General features: G+C 53.4%; 15 protein-coding genes. 14 read left to right on the top strand and 1 reads right to left on the bottom strand.

Going from position 1 to position 20,277, the window contains the following annotated elements:
• Entirely contained in the window at positions 1 to 246 is a 246-nt protein-coding gene (locus tag SYNC_RS04950) for a hypothetical protein (RefSeq protein WP_011618991.1), read from the bottom strand.
• Between the two features lie 95 nt (positions 247 to 341).
• Here SYNC_RS04950 and SYNC_RS04945 point away from each other — a divergent pair, with 95 nt between their 5' ends.
• The 14 genes from SYNC_RS04945 (at position 342) to SYNC_RS04885 (ending at position 20,121) form a co-directional block, all read left to right on the top strand.
• Complete coding sequence (locus SYNC_RS04945; protein WP_011618990.1) at positions 342 to 947, top strand: metallophosphoesterase; 606 nt, start codon at positions 342 to 344, stop codon at positions 945 to 947.
• On the top strand, positions 941 to 4,237 hold the full coding sequence (locus SYNC_RS04940; RefSeq protein WP_011618989.1) for an exodeoxyribonuclease V subunit gamma: 3,297 nt from the start codon (positions 941 to 943) through the stop codon (positions 4,235 to 4,237). Before SYNC_RS04945 ends, SYNC_RS04940 begins: the two co-directional genes overlap by 7 nt.
• The gene (locus tag SYNC_RS04935; protein WP_011618988.1) at positions 4,234 to 7,872 is read left to right on the top strand and encodes a UvrD-helicase domain-containing protein; all 3,639 of its coding nucleotides are present in this window, start codon (positions 4,234 to 4,236) and stop codon (positions 7,870 to 7,872) included. The genes SYNC_RS04940 and SYNC_RS04935 overlap by 4 nt, the downstream gene beginning before the upstream one ends.
• On the top strand, positions 7,872 to 9,551 hold the full coding sequence (locus tag SYNC_RS04930) for an ATP-dependent RecD-like DNA helicase (RefSeq protein WP_011618987.1): 1,680 nt from the start codon (positions 7,872 to 7,874) through the stop codon (positions 9,549 to 9,551). Before SYNC_RS04935 ends, SYNC_RS04930 begins: the two co-directional genes overlap by 1 nt.
• Positions 9,552 to 9,905: a phosphomannose isomerase type II C-terminal cupin domain gene (locus tag SYNC_RS04925; protein ID WP_011618986.1), complete on the top strand. Its 354-nt coding sequence runs from the start codon at positions 9,552 to 9,554 to the stop codon at positions 9,903 to 9,905.
• Positions 9,906 to 10,008: 103 nt separating this feature from the next.
• A complete protein-coding gene (locus SYNC_RS04920) occupies positions 10,009 to 11,814 on the top strand; it encodes a DEAD/DEAH box helicase (protein WP_011618985.1) in 1,806 nt (601 codons plus the stop codon).
• 48 nt (positions 11,815 to 11,862) lie between these two features.
• Positions 11,863 to 12,111, top strand: coding sequence for a hypothetical protein (locus tag SYNC_RS04915; protein WP_049750326.1), 249 nt, complete (start codon positions 11,863 to 11,865; stop codon positions 12,109 to 12,111).
• A gap of 311 nt (positions 12,112 to 12,422) precedes the next feature.
• Entirely contained in the window at positions 12,423 to 12,803 is a 381-nt protein-coding gene (locus SYNC_RS04910; RefSeq protein ID WP_011618982.1) for an RNA-binding protein, read from the top strand.
• Positions 12,772 to 12,999, top strand: a complete 228-nt coding sequence (locus SYNC_RS14205) for a hypothetical protein (protein ID WP_011618981.1) — start codon at positions 12,772 to 12,774, stop codon at positions 12,997 to 12,999. The genes SYNC_RS04910 and SYNC_RS14205 overlap by 32 nt, the downstream gene beginning before the upstream one ends.
• A gap of 105 nt (positions 13,000 to 13,104) precedes the next feature.
• Entirely contained in the window at positions 13,105 to 14,913 is a 1,809-nt protein-coding gene (locus tag SYNC_RS04905) for an ABC transporter ATP-binding protein (RefSeq protein WP_011618980.1), read from the top strand.
• 30 nt (positions 14,914 to 14,943) lie between these two features.
• Positions 14,944 to 17,034, top strand: coding sequence for a cation:proton antiporter (locus SYNC_RS04900; protein WP_011618979.1), 2,091 nt, complete (start codon positions 14,944 to 14,946; stop codon positions 17,032 to 17,034).
• Between the two features lie 67 nt (positions 17,035 to 17,101).
• On the top strand, positions 17,102 to 18,010 hold the full coding sequence (locus SYNC_RS04895) for an LCP family protein (protein ID WP_011618978.1): 909 nt from the start codon (positions 17,102 to 17,104) through the stop codon (positions 18,008 to 18,010).
• 12 nt (positions 18,011 to 18,022) lie between these two features.
• A complete protein-coding gene (locus SYNC_RS04890; protein WP_011618977.1) occupies positions 18,023 to 18,988 on the top strand; it encodes an aromatic acid exporter family protein in 966 nt (321 codons plus the stop codon).
• Positions 18,985 to 20,121, top strand: coding sequence for an FUSC family protein (locus tag SYNC_RS04885; protein ID WP_011618976.1), 1,137 nt, complete (start codon positions 18,985 to 18,987; stop codon positions 20,119 to 20,121). Before SYNC_RS04890 ends, SYNC_RS04885 begins: the two co-directional genes overlap by 4 nt.
• Positions 20,122 to 20,277 lie beyond the last annotated feature (156 nt).

Here is a 20,277-nt window from a genome sequence, read left to right as displayed (position 1 = left end):
CTAATCTCCAATAGTAACAATCGCTTCTTTATTTTTCCACCAAACCCAATCTCGAATCGGTGGTGTATCGCGGAGCTGCTCACGCGTTAGACCAAGCCTTAATTTCATCGATGCTCCCAGGAGTACATCAAGCATTTCTTCGCCATTGGCACAGGCGGCAAGGGCCTCATTGGTGCGTTGGGCACCATCAAGGGCATTCACTAGCAGGCTCACGCGACGAGCCACTGGCAATGATCGTGGGTCCACAGAGTGATCACAACGGCCATCAGGGTAAGCATTTCAACGCAGCTCATTCGCACAAGTCAAGGGAATTAATGTGAACAAGCTATCTGCTGTTTGGCATGCCACCGCGCTGCAACCACTGGGTGATTGGTGACGTACATGGCTGTTATCAGCCGTTGCAGCGGTTACTCGGCGTTTTGCCAAAGAACGATCACGTCGTGTTTTGCGGAGATGTCATCAATCGTGGACCAGATACAGCCTCCACGATGGAGTTGGTTTGGTCATTGGTCACGGATGGCAGGGCGACCTGGCTGCGAGGAAATCATGAGCAAAATCTTCTGCAAAGAATCAGAGATCCTGACTGCAACAGTGCCAACCCATGGCTGCCGCGTCTACGGGAGCTCCCTACTGTTTTTTGGGGACACGGCTGGTTGGCAACTCACGCAGGATTTGATTCCAAAGGTCATCCCGACCTGACCATTCGTGAACCTTTCTGGGAGCATTACGACGGAAGCCATGGACTTGTGGTGATTGGTCATACCCCTCGACCGAATGTGGAACGTCACGGACGGATCGTGATGGTGGATACGGGTGCGGTGTATGGAGGACAACTTTCGGCGTATTGCCCAGAAACAGAGGCTGTTGTCCAAGTCGAGGGAATTCAAAAGACAACGGCTGCTACGCGAAACAGGATGGCCCCATTGCTACAGGCAGTGCCTTGCTAACGGTCTACCGCAGCAATCGCACAGAGTTTCTGGCATCGCTTCTGGCACAGACGCTGACGCTTGACCCCCCAGGTCCGTTTGAGGAGTTGGAGATTGTGGTCAACACTTGGCCCACAAGCCGATGGCTCGGCGAGCAGCTTGCCAAAGCCAACGGCATCAGCGCTCTTGTGCGTTTTCCCTTTCCTGGATCGCGCTTACGTCAATTGGTGCGCTGCATTTTGGATCTCGATCCAACGAGCGAAGATCCTTGGCGCGCAGAGCGACTGGTTTGGTCTGTACTCAAGGTGCTCCCCGGGCTTCTCGACCATCCCTCCGCTGAAAGCCTGAAACTCTGGTGGGAGCAACACGTCAGCGTTTCTGGACGGCTCAATCGTGATCATTGGCAGCTTGCCCGCTGCCTCGCCGATGCTGTGGATGACTATGCCCTTTACCGACCACAGGAACTGAGCCAATGGATGAAGGGCCATGGAGACGCTGACCTACCGGCTCATTTGCTCTGGCAACCTGAGCTCGTTCGGGCCCTTGCAGCACTCCTGCCCTGTGAGCCCTTTGGTCTTCAGGTACAGAAAGCCGTTCAACAGCTGAGGAACGGTGATGTTTCAGCAACCGCATTACCACCTCGGTTGCGCCTCTTTGGCATCAGTAATCTCGCTCCAGTACAGGTGGAACTCCTTCAGGGCCTCTCGGGCCTGATGGCAATCGAGCTTTATCTGCTCACACCTTGTCCAGAGCTGTGGCAACGCTCAGAACAAAGGCGACAAACGCTCGGACCAGCATGGAACACTCCGCCAGATGGCCCCTGGCTTTTGGAATCGCCAAGACTTGAGGCGATTTTGGGGCGCATGGGGGCTGAGTTTCAGTTGCTCTTGGAAGGCAACGGCGATTGCTTTCTCGGCCAATGGGATCAGGGAGATCTCTTCGCCGCGCCGATTCAGATCGCGGCATCCGAACAGCGACCAGCCACGCTCCTGGAGCAGGTGCAACAACAGCTAGTAGACGGAAGCGCACCGACGCTCACCCCTGTTGATCACGACAGCTCATTGCGCTTTTTGGCCTGCGCAGGACCGTGGCGAGAGGTGCAGCTGGTTCGCGATCAGATCCTGCAATGGCTGGCCTCTGATCCAAGCCTTGAGCCACGAGATGTCTTGGTGATGACTCCCGATGTGGAGCGCTATGCACCGCTCCTCACCTCCGTCTTCGGTGATCACGACGCCACTGGAGTCAATATTCCCTGGCGGCTCACCGATCGAAGTCAGCAGAGCACTCCAGGTCTGAGCCAAGGGTTTATGGCCCTTTTAAGGCTGGCCAGTGAACGCTTAACGGCATCCGGTCTCGAAGGACTTCTGGCCAACCCCGCCCTGCAAGTCCTTCAAGGCATCACGGCCACGGATGCCGTGCGAATCACCGAATGCCTCCAGCAGACCGGCTTCCGTTGGGGGGTGGATGGCAAGGAGCGAGGAGGCGATGACACCCATAGCCTCCGCTGGTGTCTTGATCGCTGGCTGCTTGGCCTAATCCTGCCAGCCGAGCCAGGTCTTGCTCCTGGAGGCTGTGCCCCCTTCCAGGGAGGTCTCACCATTCAGCAGCTTGAAGAATGGTGGCCACTACTGGATGGACTAGCGCAATGGATCATTCGTTTACGTCAACCCCACAGTCCCAGTGCTTGGACCACACAGTTAAATCAGCTTCTCAAACATCTCTATGGCGATGGAGGTGACTGGGCCTGGGAGCAACAAGCGATCGTCGAAGCACTCGACACGATGCAGCAACAGGCATCTGAGTGCACTCTTGACCTTGATCTCACCGTCGTGGTCTCCATTCTTGATGAGGCCCTCTCCGCAGATAGCGGTCGCTTTGGCCACCGCAGTGGCGCTCTTACGATCAGCGCCCTAGAGCCGATGCGAGCCATTCCCCATCGACTCATCGTGCTGATGGGACTTGATTCGCAAGGCTTTCCACGTCAGCAGGAACGCCCTGGCTTTCACCTCCTGGAACAGCAGCGACGTCTAGGCGATCCATCCAGCACAGATCAAGACCGTTACGTGCTGTTGGAGGCCTTGATGTCCGCCCGACAACATCTTCTTATTAGCTGGAATGCACGCGATGAACGCAAGGGCGAAGAGCTTCCCCCCGCGCCTCCAGTTCAACAATGGCTCACCTTGCTGAAGGAGCAACTCACACCCGAACAATTCGAGCGCGTGGTGTTGGAGCAACCAGCCAATCCCTTGGATCCTCGCAATTTTCTCGCCAATAGCTCCGGCTCAGTCTTCAGTTCTGACCGCCACCACCTGGACGCCAGACTCAATCTGGATCGCCGCGATCACGATCGCTGGAGCAAAAACTCCCTTGGCCTAGCCCATCCTCTGAGCTGGACTCCAGTTACAGCCTCTGGCTGTTTGGATTCAGACGCCGTAAGCCGTTGGCTTGAAGCTCCCCAGCGCTATTGGCTCAAAGCGCGGGGATTGGAAACACGGGAGTGGTCCACCCCCGTGGAAGATCTCTCAGCGCTGGAACTGGAGGAAAGGGAGCGTCAATCCTTTCTGAACCAGTCCTTCCTCAATCAACTCGACTGGCTCGCTAGCGATTCGAGCTTGATCTGGAAACACGCTCTTCCGGGGGAATGGAGCCAACAGCTTCGAGGCCAAGGAATGCTTCCGCCTGGCGCAGCAGGCCAACTGGCGGCCAATCGCCTCGAGCAGCGCTGGCAAAATCTGCAACAAACCCTCTTGCAACTCGGGCCTCTGCACTGTGATTTGATCCGCTCAGAGACCGAGTCACGCACCTTGCTCAGGGCTGGAGCAACCACGGTTTGGGTCAGCGCAGGCCGGCTTCAGTCGCGCACTGCACTTGGCGGATGGTTGACCCACCTCATCCAGCAAGCGTCGGGAGTGCCCACCCCAACGGCTGTGATCTGTCGATGTGACAGCAGCGCCAAAGCTGATCACTTTCAACTTGCCCTTCACTGGCAACCGTTGGATTCAGACAAAGCTCAGGAGCTTCTCTTTTCCCTCCACGCTCTAGCGGCCGCTGGAGCTGAATCGTGCTGGCCGGTGCCACCTGCCAGCGGGTTGGCCAGAGCACTCATGTTGCACAAAGGTCTTGACAAAGCGAACCGAGCGTTTGAAAGCCGTTGGGATGGTGGATTCGCAGGCATGGGGGAGCGGGAGCGTGCAGAGATGCAGCTTTGTTTTGGCAACCACTTCGAAGCGAACAATTTTTTAACAGAGGCCTGCTTTGAGGAGGCTTTTCAAGCGTTGTATGCGCCGATGCTGGAGGCGCAACGAGCATGAGCAGCCGGTTTCAACCCAATCACTACCCCCTTGATGCCGGAATTCGTCTCCTCGAAGCCAGTGCTGGAACGGGCAAAACCTTTGCTTTAGCCCACCTGGTCTTACGGCTAGTCACAGAGCGGAAGCTAAATCTCAAAGAGCTTTTAGTTGTCACCTTCACAGAATCCGCCGCGGCGGAATTGCGTGATCGAATTGGTCGTCGTCTCAACGACGCACTACAAGCGCTTCTCCAAAACCAAACCAACAACTCCAACTCCCAAACCGACTCCTCACCCACAGATGCAGTGATGGAGGAGTGGCTAATACTCCACGGGCAAGATCCCAATACCCGTCGCACGATCGCCAGCAACCTTTTAGAAGCACTTGAAGGGCTGGAACGTGCCGACATCACCACCATCCATGGCTTCTGCCGGCGCAGCCTTCGCCGACAAGCTCTCCAGAACGGCACGGCAATGGAGGTCTGTCTTGAAAATGACAGCCAGCATTTGTCCCAAGAGGTGGCTTACGACTACTGGGAACACCAAGTATTGGCCCTTCCTGCGAGCGACGTCTCAGGGCTGTTGCATGCCGGCCTCTCAGCTGATCAGTTAAGCCATGCCCTCAGTCGCTTAGACAGCGATTGCGCAGTTCGGATCGCCGGCACTGAAGGATCAGACCACCTAGAGGGTCCCTTGATCGAGTGCTTTGACCAGTGGCTGCAATCGAGCTGGACTGCGTTCGAAGCGGAATGGAACACAAACGGACGAACGCTGGAAACGGCCTTTCGCGACTGCGCAACGGATTGGCGAAGCCAAGGCCAAACCGACACCAAGCCCTACTCACCGAAACCGAAAAAAGATCGCGCGAACGAACTTAGCGCCTGGATATCCCAACAAAATAGCACGCAGCCGTTTCGCATTAGTTACGGAGACGTGCGAAATCAGAGCCTACTTGGTGACTACTTCCATCCCGGATGTTTCAGCAAAACAGCTCGCCGCTGCAACGAAATCCATCCAAACCTTCCACAACCAACCCTGCAAAAAGCCATTGCCGCTCTGTGGGATGGACCAGCTGAAAAGGTTTGGCGCCATGCGCTCACCCACGGACTCCAGACCCTGGCCGCCCGCCGTGCTCAACAGGGGGTCATCAGCTTTTCTGGCTTGCTCGATGCCCTAGATCCCCAAGCGACAGATGCTGAACCGAAACGCTGGCTGGTCCCAATTCAACGGCGCTATCGCGTCGCTCTGATCGACGAATTTCAAGACACGGATCCACTGCAGTGGCGCCTGCTCCAGGCCTGCTTTGCGACGCCAAACCATCTCTTGCTGATGGTGGGTGATCCCAAGCAAGCGATCTACCGCTTTCGAGGAGGAGATCTCAACACCTACAAGCAAGCCCGGCAACAAGCTGATCAAATCGACAATCTGCTCGACAACAGGCGTACAACTCCGTCTCTGATGGAGGCGATGAACCAATGGATGGCACCAGGCCTCAAGCGGTCAAAGCTCGAGGTGCCGCGTGTTACACCCTGTGCCACCGCCCTTCCCTTGGAGCTCCCGGATGGTGAGCAGCCTCTCCAACTCATCGATTTACAAGCCGATGACTCCGACTCACCCCCCACACGAACAGCACTCGAATCGACCATTCCGCCCCTGGTCGCGTGCCAAGCCCTCCACCTGCTCGACAGCGATCCATCTCTGACCCCATCGGATCTGTGCGTTCTTGTCAGCCGTCATCGACAAGCCGAAGCGGTACGAGAACAGCTCGCTCAAAGAGGCCTACCCAGCCGCCTCGTGAGTCCTGGAGATGTTCTCAGCACCACCGGCGCGGCTGAGTTGCAACATCTTCTTGATGCCCTCACCACACCCGCCGATGGCGGACGATTGCGACGACTCGCCTGTTCTGCCCTGATGCAATGGACAAGCCATCAATTGCAGGACGCAGAAACCAACGGTGATCTCGACCGACTCGCAGGGCAACTCCGCAACCTGCAGGACGACCTCCCTTTCCTGGGTTTGCTCGGCTGCTTGTCCCAACTCCTCGAGGGCCGAATGCTCGCTGATCTCTCGAGCCGCGGGCGCTTGTTAGGTGACATCCAGCAATGTGCACGACTGGTGCAAGACGCCATGCATCGACAAGGCCTCGACCTGGGCAGCGCCGCAGATTGGTTGAGACGACAGCGCTTACAACCAATCGAACCCACCCCTGACAACAGGCAGCCCCACAGCGATTTAGCGGAAAGCGCGGTGGCCGTTGTCACCGTGCACCGAAGCAAAGGCCTGCAGTACCCAGTGGTGATCTGCCCCTATTTGTGGCAAGCACCAGCTGATGGCAAAGGCCCTCTTTGGCGTAACCCGCCCAACGACCCAGAGGGAACCTGGCAAGTTGCGCTCAACCCCCATTGGGGCCATGGACATAAAGCCGCGGAACGAAACCAAGACGACAGTGCTGCAGAAGCAGAGCGACTGGCCTATGTGGCCTTAACCCGCGCGGAGCGCCATCTCGTGGTCTTTTGGGTCGCCGCTGCGGGACAGGATGCCAATCCTCTAGCGAACTGGGTCAAGGAGCTTTCCATGCGCGACAAACCCCTCGCAAGTCGCCACTTACCACCAGAGACCACAACCCTGCCCTTCTGGCGTCCAGCTCCGAGGATTGAGACCTTGCAGTTGTCGGACGTTCCTCAACGCACTCTCGACCGCAGCTGGGGTCGAAGCAGCTACTCCGCTTGGATCTCCACTCAGAACGGACATCACAAGCCAGCCCCAGCTGATCCACGCAACCTCGAAGAAGGGCGCGATATTGATGCTGTAGCCGATACGGAAGCTCCCGAAAGCCCAGCGAATACAGCCGATCAAAATGGCCCTCTTGCAGATTTTCCAAAAGGTCCGGGTGCGGGCGATTGCCTGCACAGAATCCTTGAACAGGTGAGCTTTCAAGGTCCTGCAGACCAAGCTCCTAATCAGGCTGTAGTGGCTGAAGAGATTGGCCGAGCCGGAATCGACCTCGAATACTGCGATGCCGTGATCACAGCGCTCAATACTGTGCTGAAGGCACCCCTAGGCGGCCCTCTCAAAGACCTGAAACTGTCCGATTTGAGCGCTGGGCGGCGTCTTCATGAGCTCAGCTTTGACCTACCCGTTGCCCAGCGAGGCAAACCAGTGAACTCAGCAGGTTTAGCCCATGCCTTTGAAGCAGACAGCGACCATCGCTTTGGTCAGCACTACGCACAAAGTTTGCGCCAGCTCGACATTCGCAGTCGGGGGTTTTTAACCGGATCGATCGATCTGGTGTTCACCGATGGAGAGAATCCCGCCACAGCGCGGTGGTGGGTGGCTGATTGGAAAAGCAATTGGATTGGTGAACGGGACGACTCTGGCCGGGGCGTCGCCTGCGGACCGCGGCACTACAGCCAAGCCGCGATGGAGGAGCAAATGCTCTCCCATCACTATCCGCTCCAGGCCCATCTCTATCTTTTGGCCCTGGATCGCTATCTGCGCTGGAGGCTCGATGGATACGACCCCGAACGGCATCTCGGCGGCTACGCCTATGTGTTTTTGAGGGGCATCAACCCCGAAGGAGGCTCAGGCGTAGTGATCGAGCCGGCACCTTTAAAGCGAATCCGCCGGCTGGACCAATGGCTTGAGGGGTTGTCGTAATGCAATCTTCAGCGTCGGATGCTGTCATTGCCCTTCACCGTGGGGTGCTAGCCACACTTCAACGGCGCATGCCGCCAGAGCAAAACAGTGAACCACTCGTCGAGCTCCTGCGAGCACTCACAACTGCCCTGAGCAGAGGCGAAATCTCACTGCAGCTTCACGACGGCGCCAAGGTTCCAGATGGGATCGAAACGGATGGCTGGCCAAGGGTTCACCGAGAAGCCTTAGTGGCTAGTGGATGGCTGGATGGTGACCAAGCGGTTTTAGTCCTGAACCACAACAGCCTGTCGTGGCGTCGCTGGCACGGAGCCATGCAAGAGCTCGAACTCGAACTTCAGCGCCGCTGTTTCCAGGCTCCAATCCATGCCACAAACCACGGCGCTACTACCAGCCGCCTGTCCAACAACAACGATCTCAGTCCTGAACAGCAAGCGGCTGTCCGTGCCATCGATCGCTACGGCGTGGTTCTGCTCAGCGGAGGTCCAGGAACCGGCAAAACCAGCACGGTTCTGCACATGCTGCTCCGCGCTTTTGAGAAGCAACCCAAGCTTCGAGCCCGGCTGGCCGCTCCCACAGGCAAGGCCGCACGTCGCCTCCAAGACGCGATTCGCAGCAACCCAATCACCGCAACATTGCCCTGCACCACTCTTCATCGTTTGCTTGAAGCACGCCCTGGAGGCTTTGGCCGTCACCGACGCAATCCGCTGGAGCTGGACCTACTCATCGTCGATGAAATGTCGATGGTGGATTTAGAGCTAGGCCGTGCACTGTTGAGTGCACTGCCAACCCATTGCCAACTGATCTTGGTGGGAGATAGCGCTCAGCTACCACCGATTGGTACAGGAGCCATTTGGCAACATCTCCAGGAACCAAATCAAAACAGGCGTTTCAAGGATGGGGCCATCACCCTCACAGAGGTGTATCGCAATCGAGGTGCCCTCGCTCAGATGAGTGCACTGCTCCGTGATCAAGGCTTGATACCGTTCTGGTCACAACTCAGCTCGTTGCCCAAAACCTCAAATATCACCGTTAGTTATTCCCAAACAAGGCAGATCCCTGAGGCTGTGCATGCTGCACTCACGCGGCATCTCGACCATCTCAAGGAAAAAGCAAGCGCTTTAGGGATCAATGCGCATGGGCAACCTGATCAACAACAAGCCCAAGATCTCCTCAACATCCTTGACACCTTGATGGTGCTCTGCCCGCGTCGACGGGGGCCATGGGGCGTTGATGCCGTCCACCAAAACTTGCTCGATGGCTCTGAACCTCAGCGCTGGCCATCGGGCCTGCCAGTGCTTTGCAGTGAAAATCAGCCGGAACTCGGACTCGCAAATGGAGATCTTGGGGTCATGGTCGGTGAGGGGGTTCAACAACGGGCCCTGTTTCTCTGCAGCGACCCCTCTGGCGAGAGTCGACATGCGCTTTACCACCCCGCCCGTCTTCGGCACCTCGAGCCCGCTCTCGCACTCACAATTCATAAGGCTCAGGGCTGCGAGATGGACAAAGTGCTCCTGCTCTGGCCTAATTTCGACGATCGCCAAATCAGCTCGCTTCTGTACACAGCGATCACCCGAGCTAAACAGCAACTGCTTTTATTTGCAGATCCAAAAGCGTTGGATCTAGGCCGCTCAGCCCGATCTTGGCATCCTGAGGATCAAAGCAACAACGGGGACGCGTAGGTGAGCGAAATTAAAAGAGTGATTCGCCCTTGGGGCTGGTACGAAGATTTAGGCAGTGGCCAGGGTTACAAGCTCAAAAGATTGCTGATTCGGCAAGGGCAACGCTTGAGCCTTCAACGCCATCAACATCGCAGCGAAAACTGGACGGTGGCAGAGGGAAGTGGGGAGCTGTTTTGCCATGGTCAATGGTCGAATGTTTTAGCCGGAGACACACTGCACATCCCCAAAGGAGCCATCCACCGTGCCTCCGGTGGAGCTGGAGACCTGCTGATCATTGAGGTCCAGCACGGGTCGATCCTTGAGGAAAGCGATATCGAACGCTTAGAGGATGACTTCGGCAGAGTGTTAAGATAAATTTTCAACCTTTAATCGAAAGGCAAGCAATACAGCGCGGCTCAGGCCGATTGGACGTTGCAAGCCTGATTTAAAGGATTAATCAGGCAGTTGCCTTTCAAGAATGACCAATACACCAGCTCAGGACTCAGGGTCCTGTTCAGTGGATCTCAGCATGTCTGAGATTTCCGAGACCACCGCATCGGAGACCACTGATGAGATGTTTACAACAGTGATTGAAACCGTTGAAGAGCCGAAAGTCCCCTCTGGATTTTCGGAGTTCGGATTCAGTGAGGCACTCCTCAAAACACTTGCTGATAAGGGATACAAAGAACCGTCACCCATCCAAAAGGCGGCCATCCCGGAGCTGATGCTCGGACGCGATCTGGTAGGCCAAGCTCAAACAGGAACCGGAAAAACAGCCGCCTTCGCCCTGCCTTTGCTGGAGAGATTGCAAGGCGACAGCCCACTCCCAAGCGTGCTGGTGTTGGCGCCGACCCGTGAACTCGCGATGCAAGTGGCGGAAGCGTTCAAGGCCTATTCCGCGGGTCATCCCCACCTCAATGTGCTGGCGATCTATGGAGGGTCTGATTTCCGCTCCCAAATCAATGCTTTGAGACGTGGTGTTGACGTTGTCGTGGGGACTCCTGGTCGCGTCATGGATCACATGCGCCAAGGAACCCTCAATACAAGCGGATTGCGCAGCCTCGTCCTTGACGAGGCCGATGAGATGCTTCGCATGGGCTTCATCGACGATGTCGAATGGATCCTCGAGCAACTACCTCAAGAACGTCAGGTCGTGCTGTTTTCAGCGACGATGCCGAACGAAATACGCAGGCTCTCCAAGCGCTACCTGCGTGAACCTGCAGAGATCACGATCAAAACGAAGGACAAGGAAGCGCGTCGGATCCGCCATCGCTGCATCACCATGCAGAACTCTCACAAGCTCGAGGCACTCAACCGAGTGCTTGAAGCTGTGACGGGCGAAGGGGTGATTATTTTTGCCCGAACCAAGGCAATCACACTCACGGTTGCGGAATCCCTAGAAGCCGCAGGTCACGACGTGGCTGTTCTCAACGGAGATGTGCCCCAAAACCAACGGGAGCGCACCGTAGAAAGGCTTCGGAAAGGAACCGTCAACATTCTGGTGGCCACCGATGTAGCAGCTCGTGGTCTCGATGTTGACCGCATCGGTCTCGTCATCAACTACGACATGCCGTTTGATAGTGAGGCTTACGTCCATCGCATCGGTCGTACAGGCAGGGCTGGACGCAGTGGCGACGCCATCCTGTTCATCACACCCAGGGAACGCAGGTTCGTCGGTAATCTCGAACGCGCCGTGGGACAGGCCATTGAGCCGATGGACATCCCTAGCAATGCCGAAATCAACCAAAGTCGACTTGATCGTCTTCGCACCCGCCTCAGCACTGAAGCCACCAGCGAAGACAAACCAGAGGAAGAGACTGCACTGCTTCAAGAGCTCATCCAAAGAGTGGCCCAAGAGCTTGAGGTAGAGCCAGGTCAACTCACTTTGGCCGCAATGAGGTTGGCCGTAGGTGAAGGCCCTCTCCTGGTACAAGGCGATGAAAGCTGGCTGAAAGCTCCTTTGCGCAACGACCGCAGAGATGATCGACGCGGAGATCGAGGTAATGATCGCGGCAGACGACCAGAGCGTGCATCACGCCCTCCAGAAGATGACATGGAACGGTTCAGGGTTGAAGTCGGTCATCGCGATCGCGTCAAACCCGGCAACCTCGTTGGAGCGATTGCCAACGAATCAGGATTGGAAGGACGCATGATTGGTCGCATTCAGATCTTTGAAACGCACAGCCTTGTAGACCTTCCCAAAGGAATGCCAGAGAACGTTTTTAATTCTCTTCGTCGTCTCAAAGTGATGAATCGAGAGCTTCAAATCCGCCAGGACTCCTAACTCTTGAATCTGCTTTTCCGCATTTCGATCAGCCTCTGCATATCACCCATGCTGATCACAACCACTGGATCACAAGCGCAAGCCGCAGATGATTCAGAAGAGATCAAAAAGCTTTGCATGGCTGGCTTCAATGCTGCCATGTCTCAAGCCAGACAAATCCCCCCAGAAGGCATGGGTGATTTCACCTGTTCATGCTTTGCGAAAGAGCTGAAGGGCATTACTTATATTCTGCAGGCTCAAACTATCTGTAAAGAATTAGCTGTTGAAAAGTACGGACCTTTCCTAAAAACTCAGTAAAACCTCCCCTCAAAACACTCCGTAAACGACCGTTGTCACTGCTTGGACTAACAAGCTCTTGAATAGGGAAAAAGATGGTGAGGATCTCCTGACCATGCAACAGAACATCGAAAAAAATGAAACTTTTAGATTTTCTCTTAAAAAGTTGAGATGCGTCTCCGGGCAAGCCTGTAGCGTAGTGAGGCATCAGCTTCATGTTCGGCTCTGATCGGCTCGCTCCCCCAAGCTTCAGCTCTCCAGCTTCAGCATCAAGGACTTTCCTTTTCGGACCAAAACTTCTCTGATCAAATGTCCAACGGTCCCCTCAGGAAATGACCATCTACATCGGCAATCTGTCTTTCCAGGCAGAACAAGAAGATCTTCTCGATCTATTCGGTCAATACGGAGAGGTGAAGAGCGCAAGTCTTCCTCTCGATCGCGAAACAGGTCGCAAGCGCGGCTTTGGCTTCGTAGAAATGGCCACAGACGAAGATGAGCAAAAGGCCATCGACGATCTCCAGAACGTGGAGTGGATGGGCCGCATGATCCGTGTCAACAAAGCAACCCCACGTGAGCGCACTGGCGGCGGTGGCGGTGGCGGTGGCCGCGGTGGTTACGGCGGCGGCGGCGGCAACGGCGGCGGCGGCGGTTACGGCGGCGGCGGCGGCGGCAACGGCGGCGGTGGCGGTTACGGCGGCGGCAACCGCTGGTGATCCCAGCAGAGGAGACAGCTCATCGAGCCGTCTCCTCAATTTCAAGCCTTTCATCCAAGGCGAAACGGCGATCAATCAATTGATGAATGCGGTCCCCGGATCTTCCGTCCTCAAAAGGAACAACGGGCGTTGTATTCCGTATTTCATCACGATGCTTCCGCGCCAAGAAGCGATGAAAACGATTGAAAGCTCTTGAGCGATTCATTCAGCCTCCTCGATCTCTGTTTCCGGTCTACACCGTTTCAGAAGTTTTGAAGCAGCTGGGCAACACAACGCTTGAATAAAAGTCTTGCCATTCATAATGGCCGAACAAATCCTCCCTAGACAGATTAAGCCTGCCCTCCCAAGGCTTTTGAGCCATCTCAAACCGTACAGAACACGGGTATGGATGGCAGTGAGTTGCTCGATTATCAATAAAGTCTTTGATCTACTGCCTCCGGTTCTGATTGGCTTAGCCGTTGATGTTGTTGTTCAGCAGGATTCGTCGTGGCTGGCTGCCTTGGGTGCCACAACGGTGCCTAGCCAACTCATCGTGCTTGCAGTGTTGTCCTTCGTGGTCTGGACAGCGGAATCCCTCTTTGAATATCTCTACGGCGTTTTATGGCGCAATCTTGCACAAACCACTCAACACAGTTTGAGATTAGAGGCCTACGACCATCTCCAAAAACTTGAGATGGATTTCTTCGAGCGAGACAGCACTGGGCGCTTACTCACCGTTCTTGGTGATGACATCCATCAGCTTGAACGCTTTCTTGAACGTGGTGCCAACGAAATCCTGCAATTAGTGACCACCGTTCTGCTGGTAGGTGGCGCCATGACACTCATGGCACCTGGAGTGGCACTCTTCGCCTTTCTACCGATCCCAATCATCCTTGTGGGATCGCTACATTTTCAACGTCGCCTCGCTCCGCGATATCGCGACGTCCGTCAAAGGGCTGGAGATTTAGCTTCCCGACTGTCTAACAATCTCGGTGGGATGCTCACTATCAAAAGCTTCGCAACTGAAGCATGGGAACTCGAGCAACTTCGTACTGCGAGTGATGCATACCGACAGTGCAATCGTCAGGCAATTCGCATCTCTGCCGCCTTCATCCCACTCATTCGCTTTGCGATCTTATTTGCCTTTTTAGCGATTCTTCTAGTCGGAGGCATCCAAGCCTGGCAAGGACTCATCGCCGTAGGGACCTACAGCTTCTTGGTTTTTATCACCCAGCGACTGCTTTGGCCACTCACAACATTGGGACGAACTTTGGACGATTACCAACGTTCGATGGCATCAACTCAGCGTGTTCTCGATCTCATCGACACACCGATTCAGATCGCAAGCGGAAACACTCGCCTCCACCCAAGTACTATTAAAGGAGAGATACGCTATGAACAAGTATGCTTCTCCTATAGAAATCGCGAACCACTTCTAAACAATTTCAACCTAAGAATTAGCGCAGGCCAAACGATTGGGATTGTGGGTGCTACGGGTTCAGGTAAAAGCTCACTGGTCAAATTACTCCTGAGGCTCTATCCGCTCAGTAGCGGAAAGATTGTTCTTGACAATCACCCAATTGCATCACTCCACTTACAAGATCTTCGTCGTTGCATTGCACTCGTAAGTCAAGATGTCTACCTCTTCCACGGAAGCATCGCCGAAAATATTGCCTATGGCTCACCAAAAGCAACCAGATCGTCTCTTGTTTGGGCAGCAGAACAAGCTGAAGCCCTGCCCTTTATTCAAGGTCTACCTCAAGGTTTTGACACGGTTGTAGGCGAACGTGGTCAGCGTTTGTCGGGTGGTCAACGCCAGAGAATCGCCTTAGCTAGAGCCATTTTGAAAAATGTACCCGTCTTGATCCTCGATGAAGCAACAGCCGCTGTTGACAATGAAACAGAGGCGGCGATTCAACGTTCCCTAATGCGCATCACGGCAAATCGGACCACACTGGTGATTGCGCATCGACTAAGCACCGTGCGACATGCCGATCAGATCATTGTGATGGATGCCGGTCGCATTGTGGAACAGGGCACTCATGAACAACTTTTGCACCAATCAGGCGCTTACGCAGACCTCTGGAGGGTTCAAGCTGGCTTGCGAAGTGACGAAACGTTGAGCCTTTAGCCCCAAAACTTTTCATCCAAGACTTCGCCGATGGCTGCTTCGCTATCCCACTTGATGCATCACCCACTGGGCATTTTTGCTCAGCTTGTTGCGATCAGCGTCTTAATTCCGCCTTTAACCAGACGGTTAAGGCTTCCTGATCTCGTCGGACTATTAGCCGCTGGTGTACTGGTCGGGCCCCATGTATTGCATTGGATCGACGCCAAAAGTGAAACAATCACCCTTCTCTCCGATATCGGAGCCATCTATTTACTGTTCACCGTTGGGCTGGAAATCGACCTCGAAGAGTTCAACAGGGTCAAACGTCGCTCCGTAACATTTGGAGCCCTGATCTTTGTACTCGGAGTTGGAACGGGATTCGGCATCGGCCAGATCTTTGGCTTCCCCTTAGTGCCCAGCCTCCTCTTGGGAGCCCTGATGGCAACCCACACTCCGCTCGGATATCCGATCGTGAGGAGTTACGGAGCCCAGCGTGACGAATCCGTGATCGTAAGCGTAGGAAGCACGATTTTCACCGACATTGCAGCCTTGTTGTTGCTCGCTGTTGCCCTAGGGCTGGGCAAAGGAAACCTCACACCGATCAGCTTCACTTCACTGCTGATCAGCATCGGCGTGTTTGCTTGTGTCGTCGTCTGGGGCATTCGGATGGTTGGACAGCATCTATGGATGCGAAATGTGATCGATGAAAACCGGGTTTTTCTGGCGGTCCTACTCACCTTATTTGTGGCTTCACTTGGTGCTGAATTAGCAGGAGTTGAAAAAATCGTCGGCGCCTTTCTGGCTGGGCTGGCAGTGAATTCCGTCCTTCCAGAAGGCAAGGTCAAAGAGCAAGTGATCTTTGTGGGCGGAGCCTTATTCATCCCCATTTTCTTCATTCATTTAGGACTGCTGCTCGATCTAGGCAGCCTCGCCGACAGCATCGGCAACATTGAATTCACAGCCCTCATGCTCACTGGAGCCTTGGGATGTAAAGCACTTGCAGCAGTGATTGCCGGACGCTGGTTCCGCTACAGCCCCAATCAAATGCTGCTGATGTGGTCACTCGCCATGCCCAAGGTGGCTGCCACGCTTGCCACCGCGTTCATTGGTTTCCAAGCCGGCCTTCTCAACAACACAGTTCTCAACAGCGTTCTAGCCGTGATGGTCGTCACAGCGACACTCGGTCCAACCCTCACCACACGCTCGGTCGTAGCGCTGATGGAACCGAATGAGCGCTCCACCTACGGCACCACAAATCTCGATGGAAATCAGGAGGTCCCTGGAGAAGTGGTCCGCCGCCCCCTAAAAGTATTAGTTCCAGTTGCCAACCCAGACACAGAGTTGAGCCTGCTGAAGCTGGCCGCTCGACTCTCCCAGGGAGAAGGCGAGCACAACGGACAGCTCTTACCACTTGCACTGGTGAGTCCAAGCCTCGAAGAGGCTCGCGGTGGCTTAAATCGAGCCTTATCTGCAGCGAGAGCCAGGCTGCGTCAGGCAGGAACAAACGGAGAGAGCCTCACTGCAACCACGCGTTGTCTACTGCGCGTGGATGATGACATCGCTGCGGGCATGAGCAGAAGCGCTTTGGAAGAAGGAGCTGATCTTCTGTTGATTGGAGCAGGACGCCCTGACCCGCTACGCAAATGGCTCCTGGGCGACCTCGTGGACGGGGTCTGCAGAACCGCCCATTGCCCAGTTGTGGTAGCCAATCTTGGACAACGAGAACTGAAGGATCTGAACCAAATTCTGGTTCCAATCAAAGATCTATCAGCCAGTGCACGCGAACAATTTGAACTCGCCCTACGGCTACTCTCAACCGCACCAGACCCAACATCCACCACCATCAGTCTTCTGCACATCCACGACCCACGCTTCAACCGACACGAACGATCCTGGATGGAACACCAACTGATGAGTTGGTGTCCACGCAACATCGACAGCCATCAAATTCAAATCAAACTGATTCAGGGACCTGGAATCGATTCCAAAATTCACTGGTTCAGCAAAAACCAAGATCTCGTGATTCTGCGTTCACAACGACGCCGAGTTGCTGGACTCCCCATTCCGGCCAGTGATCGCACAAGCAATTTGGTCCACCAGTTGAGTTGCCCAGCCCTAATGATCAGCGATCCACTCCATTAATCATGGTTGTACCTACACAAACATCAACACAATCCAACGGTTGCAGCAACAGACCTAAGATTTGCGAATGAACGGCCAAAGAAGTCCGAACAAAAGATCCCTGCTCACAGCAGCAGTCATAGGACTTTTGGGTGGATTGCTGCTATCGATACCTCTCAGTCGATCTCTCATTCCCTCAACAGACCTCCCCAAACTAGCCTCAATCAACAACCCACTTGAAAACTGGACCAGTTTTGAAAGCGAGAATATAGTGATTCTCGGCATGGATGCTGGAGGAGGCAATACAGACACAATGTTCGTCCTCAGCGTTGAGAATGGCGAGACTTCGATTATACAAATTCCAAGAGATAGTTATATTGATTCACGTAACTTTGGGCCAATGAAGGCCAACGCACTCCATGCCACAGGCGGCCCAGATGCTGTTAAATCAGAACTAACACGCCTCATGGGACGACCGATCGATCACCATATTTTGGTGAATCTTGAAGGAATTCGCACCATTAGTGATTTACTTGGTGGTCTCGAAGTGGATGTACCAAAACGGCTCTACTACCAAGACAGAAGCCAAGGATTACTGATCAACCTCCAGCCAGGACGCCAGGTTCTCAAAGGACGTGACCTTGAAGGTTTTCTGCGCTGGCGCCATGATGGACAGGGAGATTTTGGACGACTTGACAGACAACAACTTGTGTTAAAAAGCCTGTTCAACAAACTCATACAACCTCAGCATCTCATCCGCCTGCCAGCCTTGATCACGGCAGCTGGACGTAATCTTGAAACAGATCTTGGACCTTTAGAGATAGGCAAATTGATCGCTGCCATGGGAACAACAGAACTCAAAACCAATCAACTCAATGCTCGTCCTTTTTATAAAAATGGCGTGAGCTATCTTGATACACAATGGCCTGCCACTAATTCATCGCTGGACGCGGAGGCAGGAAGATCCAGCAGCAAGAGACTCAGATCGAACTTCTGATTACCTCTAAAAATGAACATTGCAACAATAGACAGTAATCTTATAAAACAAAGTCTTAGGCTTGGCATCAGCATCTTTATCACATGCGCGATTGCCCAACACTTTGATCGAATTAGCTTTGTTTTTTATCCGCTCTTAGCCGTCATTTTAGTCGTCGACGATCAAGACGAAAACACACTTGATGCTGCCAAAGGAAGGATTTTAGGAACAGTAACTGGCGGCTTTGTTGTTTTTTTAGTCCACACAATGCTTTCAGGCTGGATCGGCATTTTCGTCAGCCTCTTAATTACTGTCCCCTTACTGCGCCTCCTTGGCTGGGGCAGCGGCTTGTCGACAGCCGTTGTGATTACCGTGATCTTTTTAGGCGTTCACGGTTATACAAAGTTAAACTGGTATTATATTTTAAACAGAAGCATAGATACTTTAGTTGGAATCGTAGTAGCCATTGCAATCGGGCGCTTACTTTGGCCCAAAAATCGACTGACGCGAATGGAAGAGCTTCATCAAAGATTGCTTAATTCACTAAACACTCGCATACAACAACATAGCCAGTCGCTCCAAGGATTTACGTCTTCACCACCACCTTTACAGCCAGGCTTGATCACGAAAGATCTCTTGGAAATTCAACGCCTTATTAATATTGAAGAACAGCTTGGCTCGAAACACATTAAACAATTGGTGCAGCTACGCTGGCGACAACGGATGAGCCTTTGGCGCAGCCTACATGCGCAATGGATTTTGATAGAAAGGCTTCTTGACGCTCTGGCCGTAAAATATCAGCCCTTGCAATTACCTGAACTTGCTGATCAGTTAGATATTAGCAATGACTTTGGATGGAAACGATTACATATAGATTCACATAGTCCACTTAGCCTCTCCCAGCGTATTCTTTTAGAGGAAGAAGGTACTCGATTCCTTCGAATCGTTAGAAGTCAGAAAAAACTTGATTTTGCCGTGAAGCAAAACTCATTTGAATGATAAAAAAAAGTAGTCAACCCCACAGCAAGCCTTGGTTTACTAGACAAGAATTACGCCTTGTCCTTATTACGGGATTGAGTGCTGGATTCGGTCTCCTGAGTTCGATTCCATATGGCTTTTATTTGCCATTAACAACAGCAGCCGTTTTATCGAGTACCTACGGCAATTCCATGAAGCTGGGCATTCAGCGGCTGATGGGGTCGCTGATGGGCGTGATTATTTTGATCATATTTACAAAATGCCTAGATCTCCCTCTCCCTTTAGGACTCGGATTAGCTTTAGCTTCAACAAGACTTTTAGGAGGAATTCTCGGTCTACAAGTGGGGTACAAAGTTGCAGGCACGATCATCGTTATGGGATGGCTTGTTCATGAACAGGTCGAAACCATCTGGGGCCCCATTCGCCTATTCTGGACTGGACTTGGCATTGTCATTTCACTACTGGCGTGTCAATGGATTTGGCCCAGTCAAACTATTCCTCAATTACACCAACAATTTGCATCATTGCTAGATGCCCTCGGAGTGGAGCTAAAACATGAAGGCGATACCCTCAGACAAAACAATCCTTCCTCAAGTCCACCGAGTAAACAACAGGCAAAACGCATTTCACTCATCAGACAACTCAACGCAGCAAGGCAACAACAGGTTCTTGCACAATTAGAGCTGGGAGTTAATCCCGAACAACATCCACTACACGACATTTGGAGCAGAATTGATCTTTTGGCCTCACAGATTATGACCTCTCTTGAATCTATTAGAAGCTTACCAGCACCCTTCATTAGATCAGAGAAAGTCAAACGACTTCACAACGAGGAAGCAGACTTATTTGATATTCTGAGCGCTCAATTGCTAACCATCAGTACTGAGCTAAAAAGCCCAAAAACAATTAATAATCAACAATTCAATCCTGGGACTTTGATCGCAATGAAGGATCTTTCTCGAGACTTCAGCCAATGGCTTGAACTGACAACGGAAGGCACACTTTCCACTGACAACAAACAGATAAATAACCAGCAGCTGAGACAAATAATCTTAAGAATGACCCTAATTGACTACATCCGATCAGCAATCATCGAAGCAACATCCACCCGCTCCAAGTCAACCATCATAAACGATCTACCAATGAGGGATTGAGCATTTGAAATCACCCAGCATGCATTAAACTTCTTCAAGGATTGCAGAGACTCCAGCCAATCAAGTTCATTAAAATCAAAAACTATTGAAGCTGTTTGCGGTCAATTGTTACAGCATCGTTCAGCTTACGAACAGTCTCATGGTTGCCATCCAGTT

This window comes from Synechococcus sp. CC9311, assembly GCF_000014585.1.
In the GTDB taxonomy this organism is placed as follows: Bacteria; Cyanobacteriota; Cyanobacteriia; order PCC-6307; family Cyanobiaceae; genus Synechococcus_C.
Note: the sequence above shows the minus strand (reverse complement) of the source record. Positions and strands in the feature narration are given on the sequence as shown.

Coding starts and splice junctions, on each gene's coding strand:
- SYNC_RS04945 (WP_011618990.1), top strand. CDS start 342: ATGCCACCGCGCTGCAACCACTGGGTGATTGGTGACGTACATGGCTGT.
- SYNC_RS04935 (WP_011618988.1), top strand. CDS start 4,234: ATGAGCAGCCGGTTTCAACCCAATCACTACCCCCTTGATGCCGGAATT.
- SYNC_RS04930 (WP_011618987.1), top strand. CDS start 7,872: ATGCAATCTTCAGCGTCGGATGCTGTCATTGCCCTTCACCGTGGGGTG.
- SYNC_RS04920 (WP_011618985.1), top strand. CDS start 10,009: ATGACCAATACACCAGCTCAGGACTCAGGGTCCTGTTCAGTGGATCTC.
- SYNC_RS04915 (WP_049750326.1), top strand. CDS start 11,863: ATGCTGATCACAACCACTGGATCACAAGCGCAAGCCGCAGATGATTCA.
- SYNC_RS04910 (WP_011618982.1), top strand. CDS start 12,423: ATGACCATCTACATCGGCAATCTGTCTTTCCAGGCAGAACAAGAAGAT.
- SYNC_RS04905 (WP_011618980.1), top strand. CDS start 13,105: ATGGCCGAACAAATCCTCCCTAGACAGATTAAGCCTGCCCTCCCAAGG.
- SYNC_RS04900 (WP_011618979.1), top strand. CDS start 14,944: ATGGCTGCTTCGCTATCCCACTTGATGCATCACCCACTGGGCATTTTT.
- SYNC_RS04895 (WP_011618978.1), top strand. CDS start 17,102: ATGAACGGCCAAAGAAGTCCGAACAAAAGATCCCTGCTCACAGCAGCA.
- SYNC_RS04890 (WP_011618977.1), top strand. CDS start 18,023: ATGAACATTGCAACAATAGACAGTAATCTTATAAAACAAAGTCTTAGG.
- SYNC_RS04885 (WP_011618976.1), top strand. CDS start 18,985: ATGATAAAAAAAAGTAGTCAACCCCACAGCAAGCCTTGGTTTACTAGA.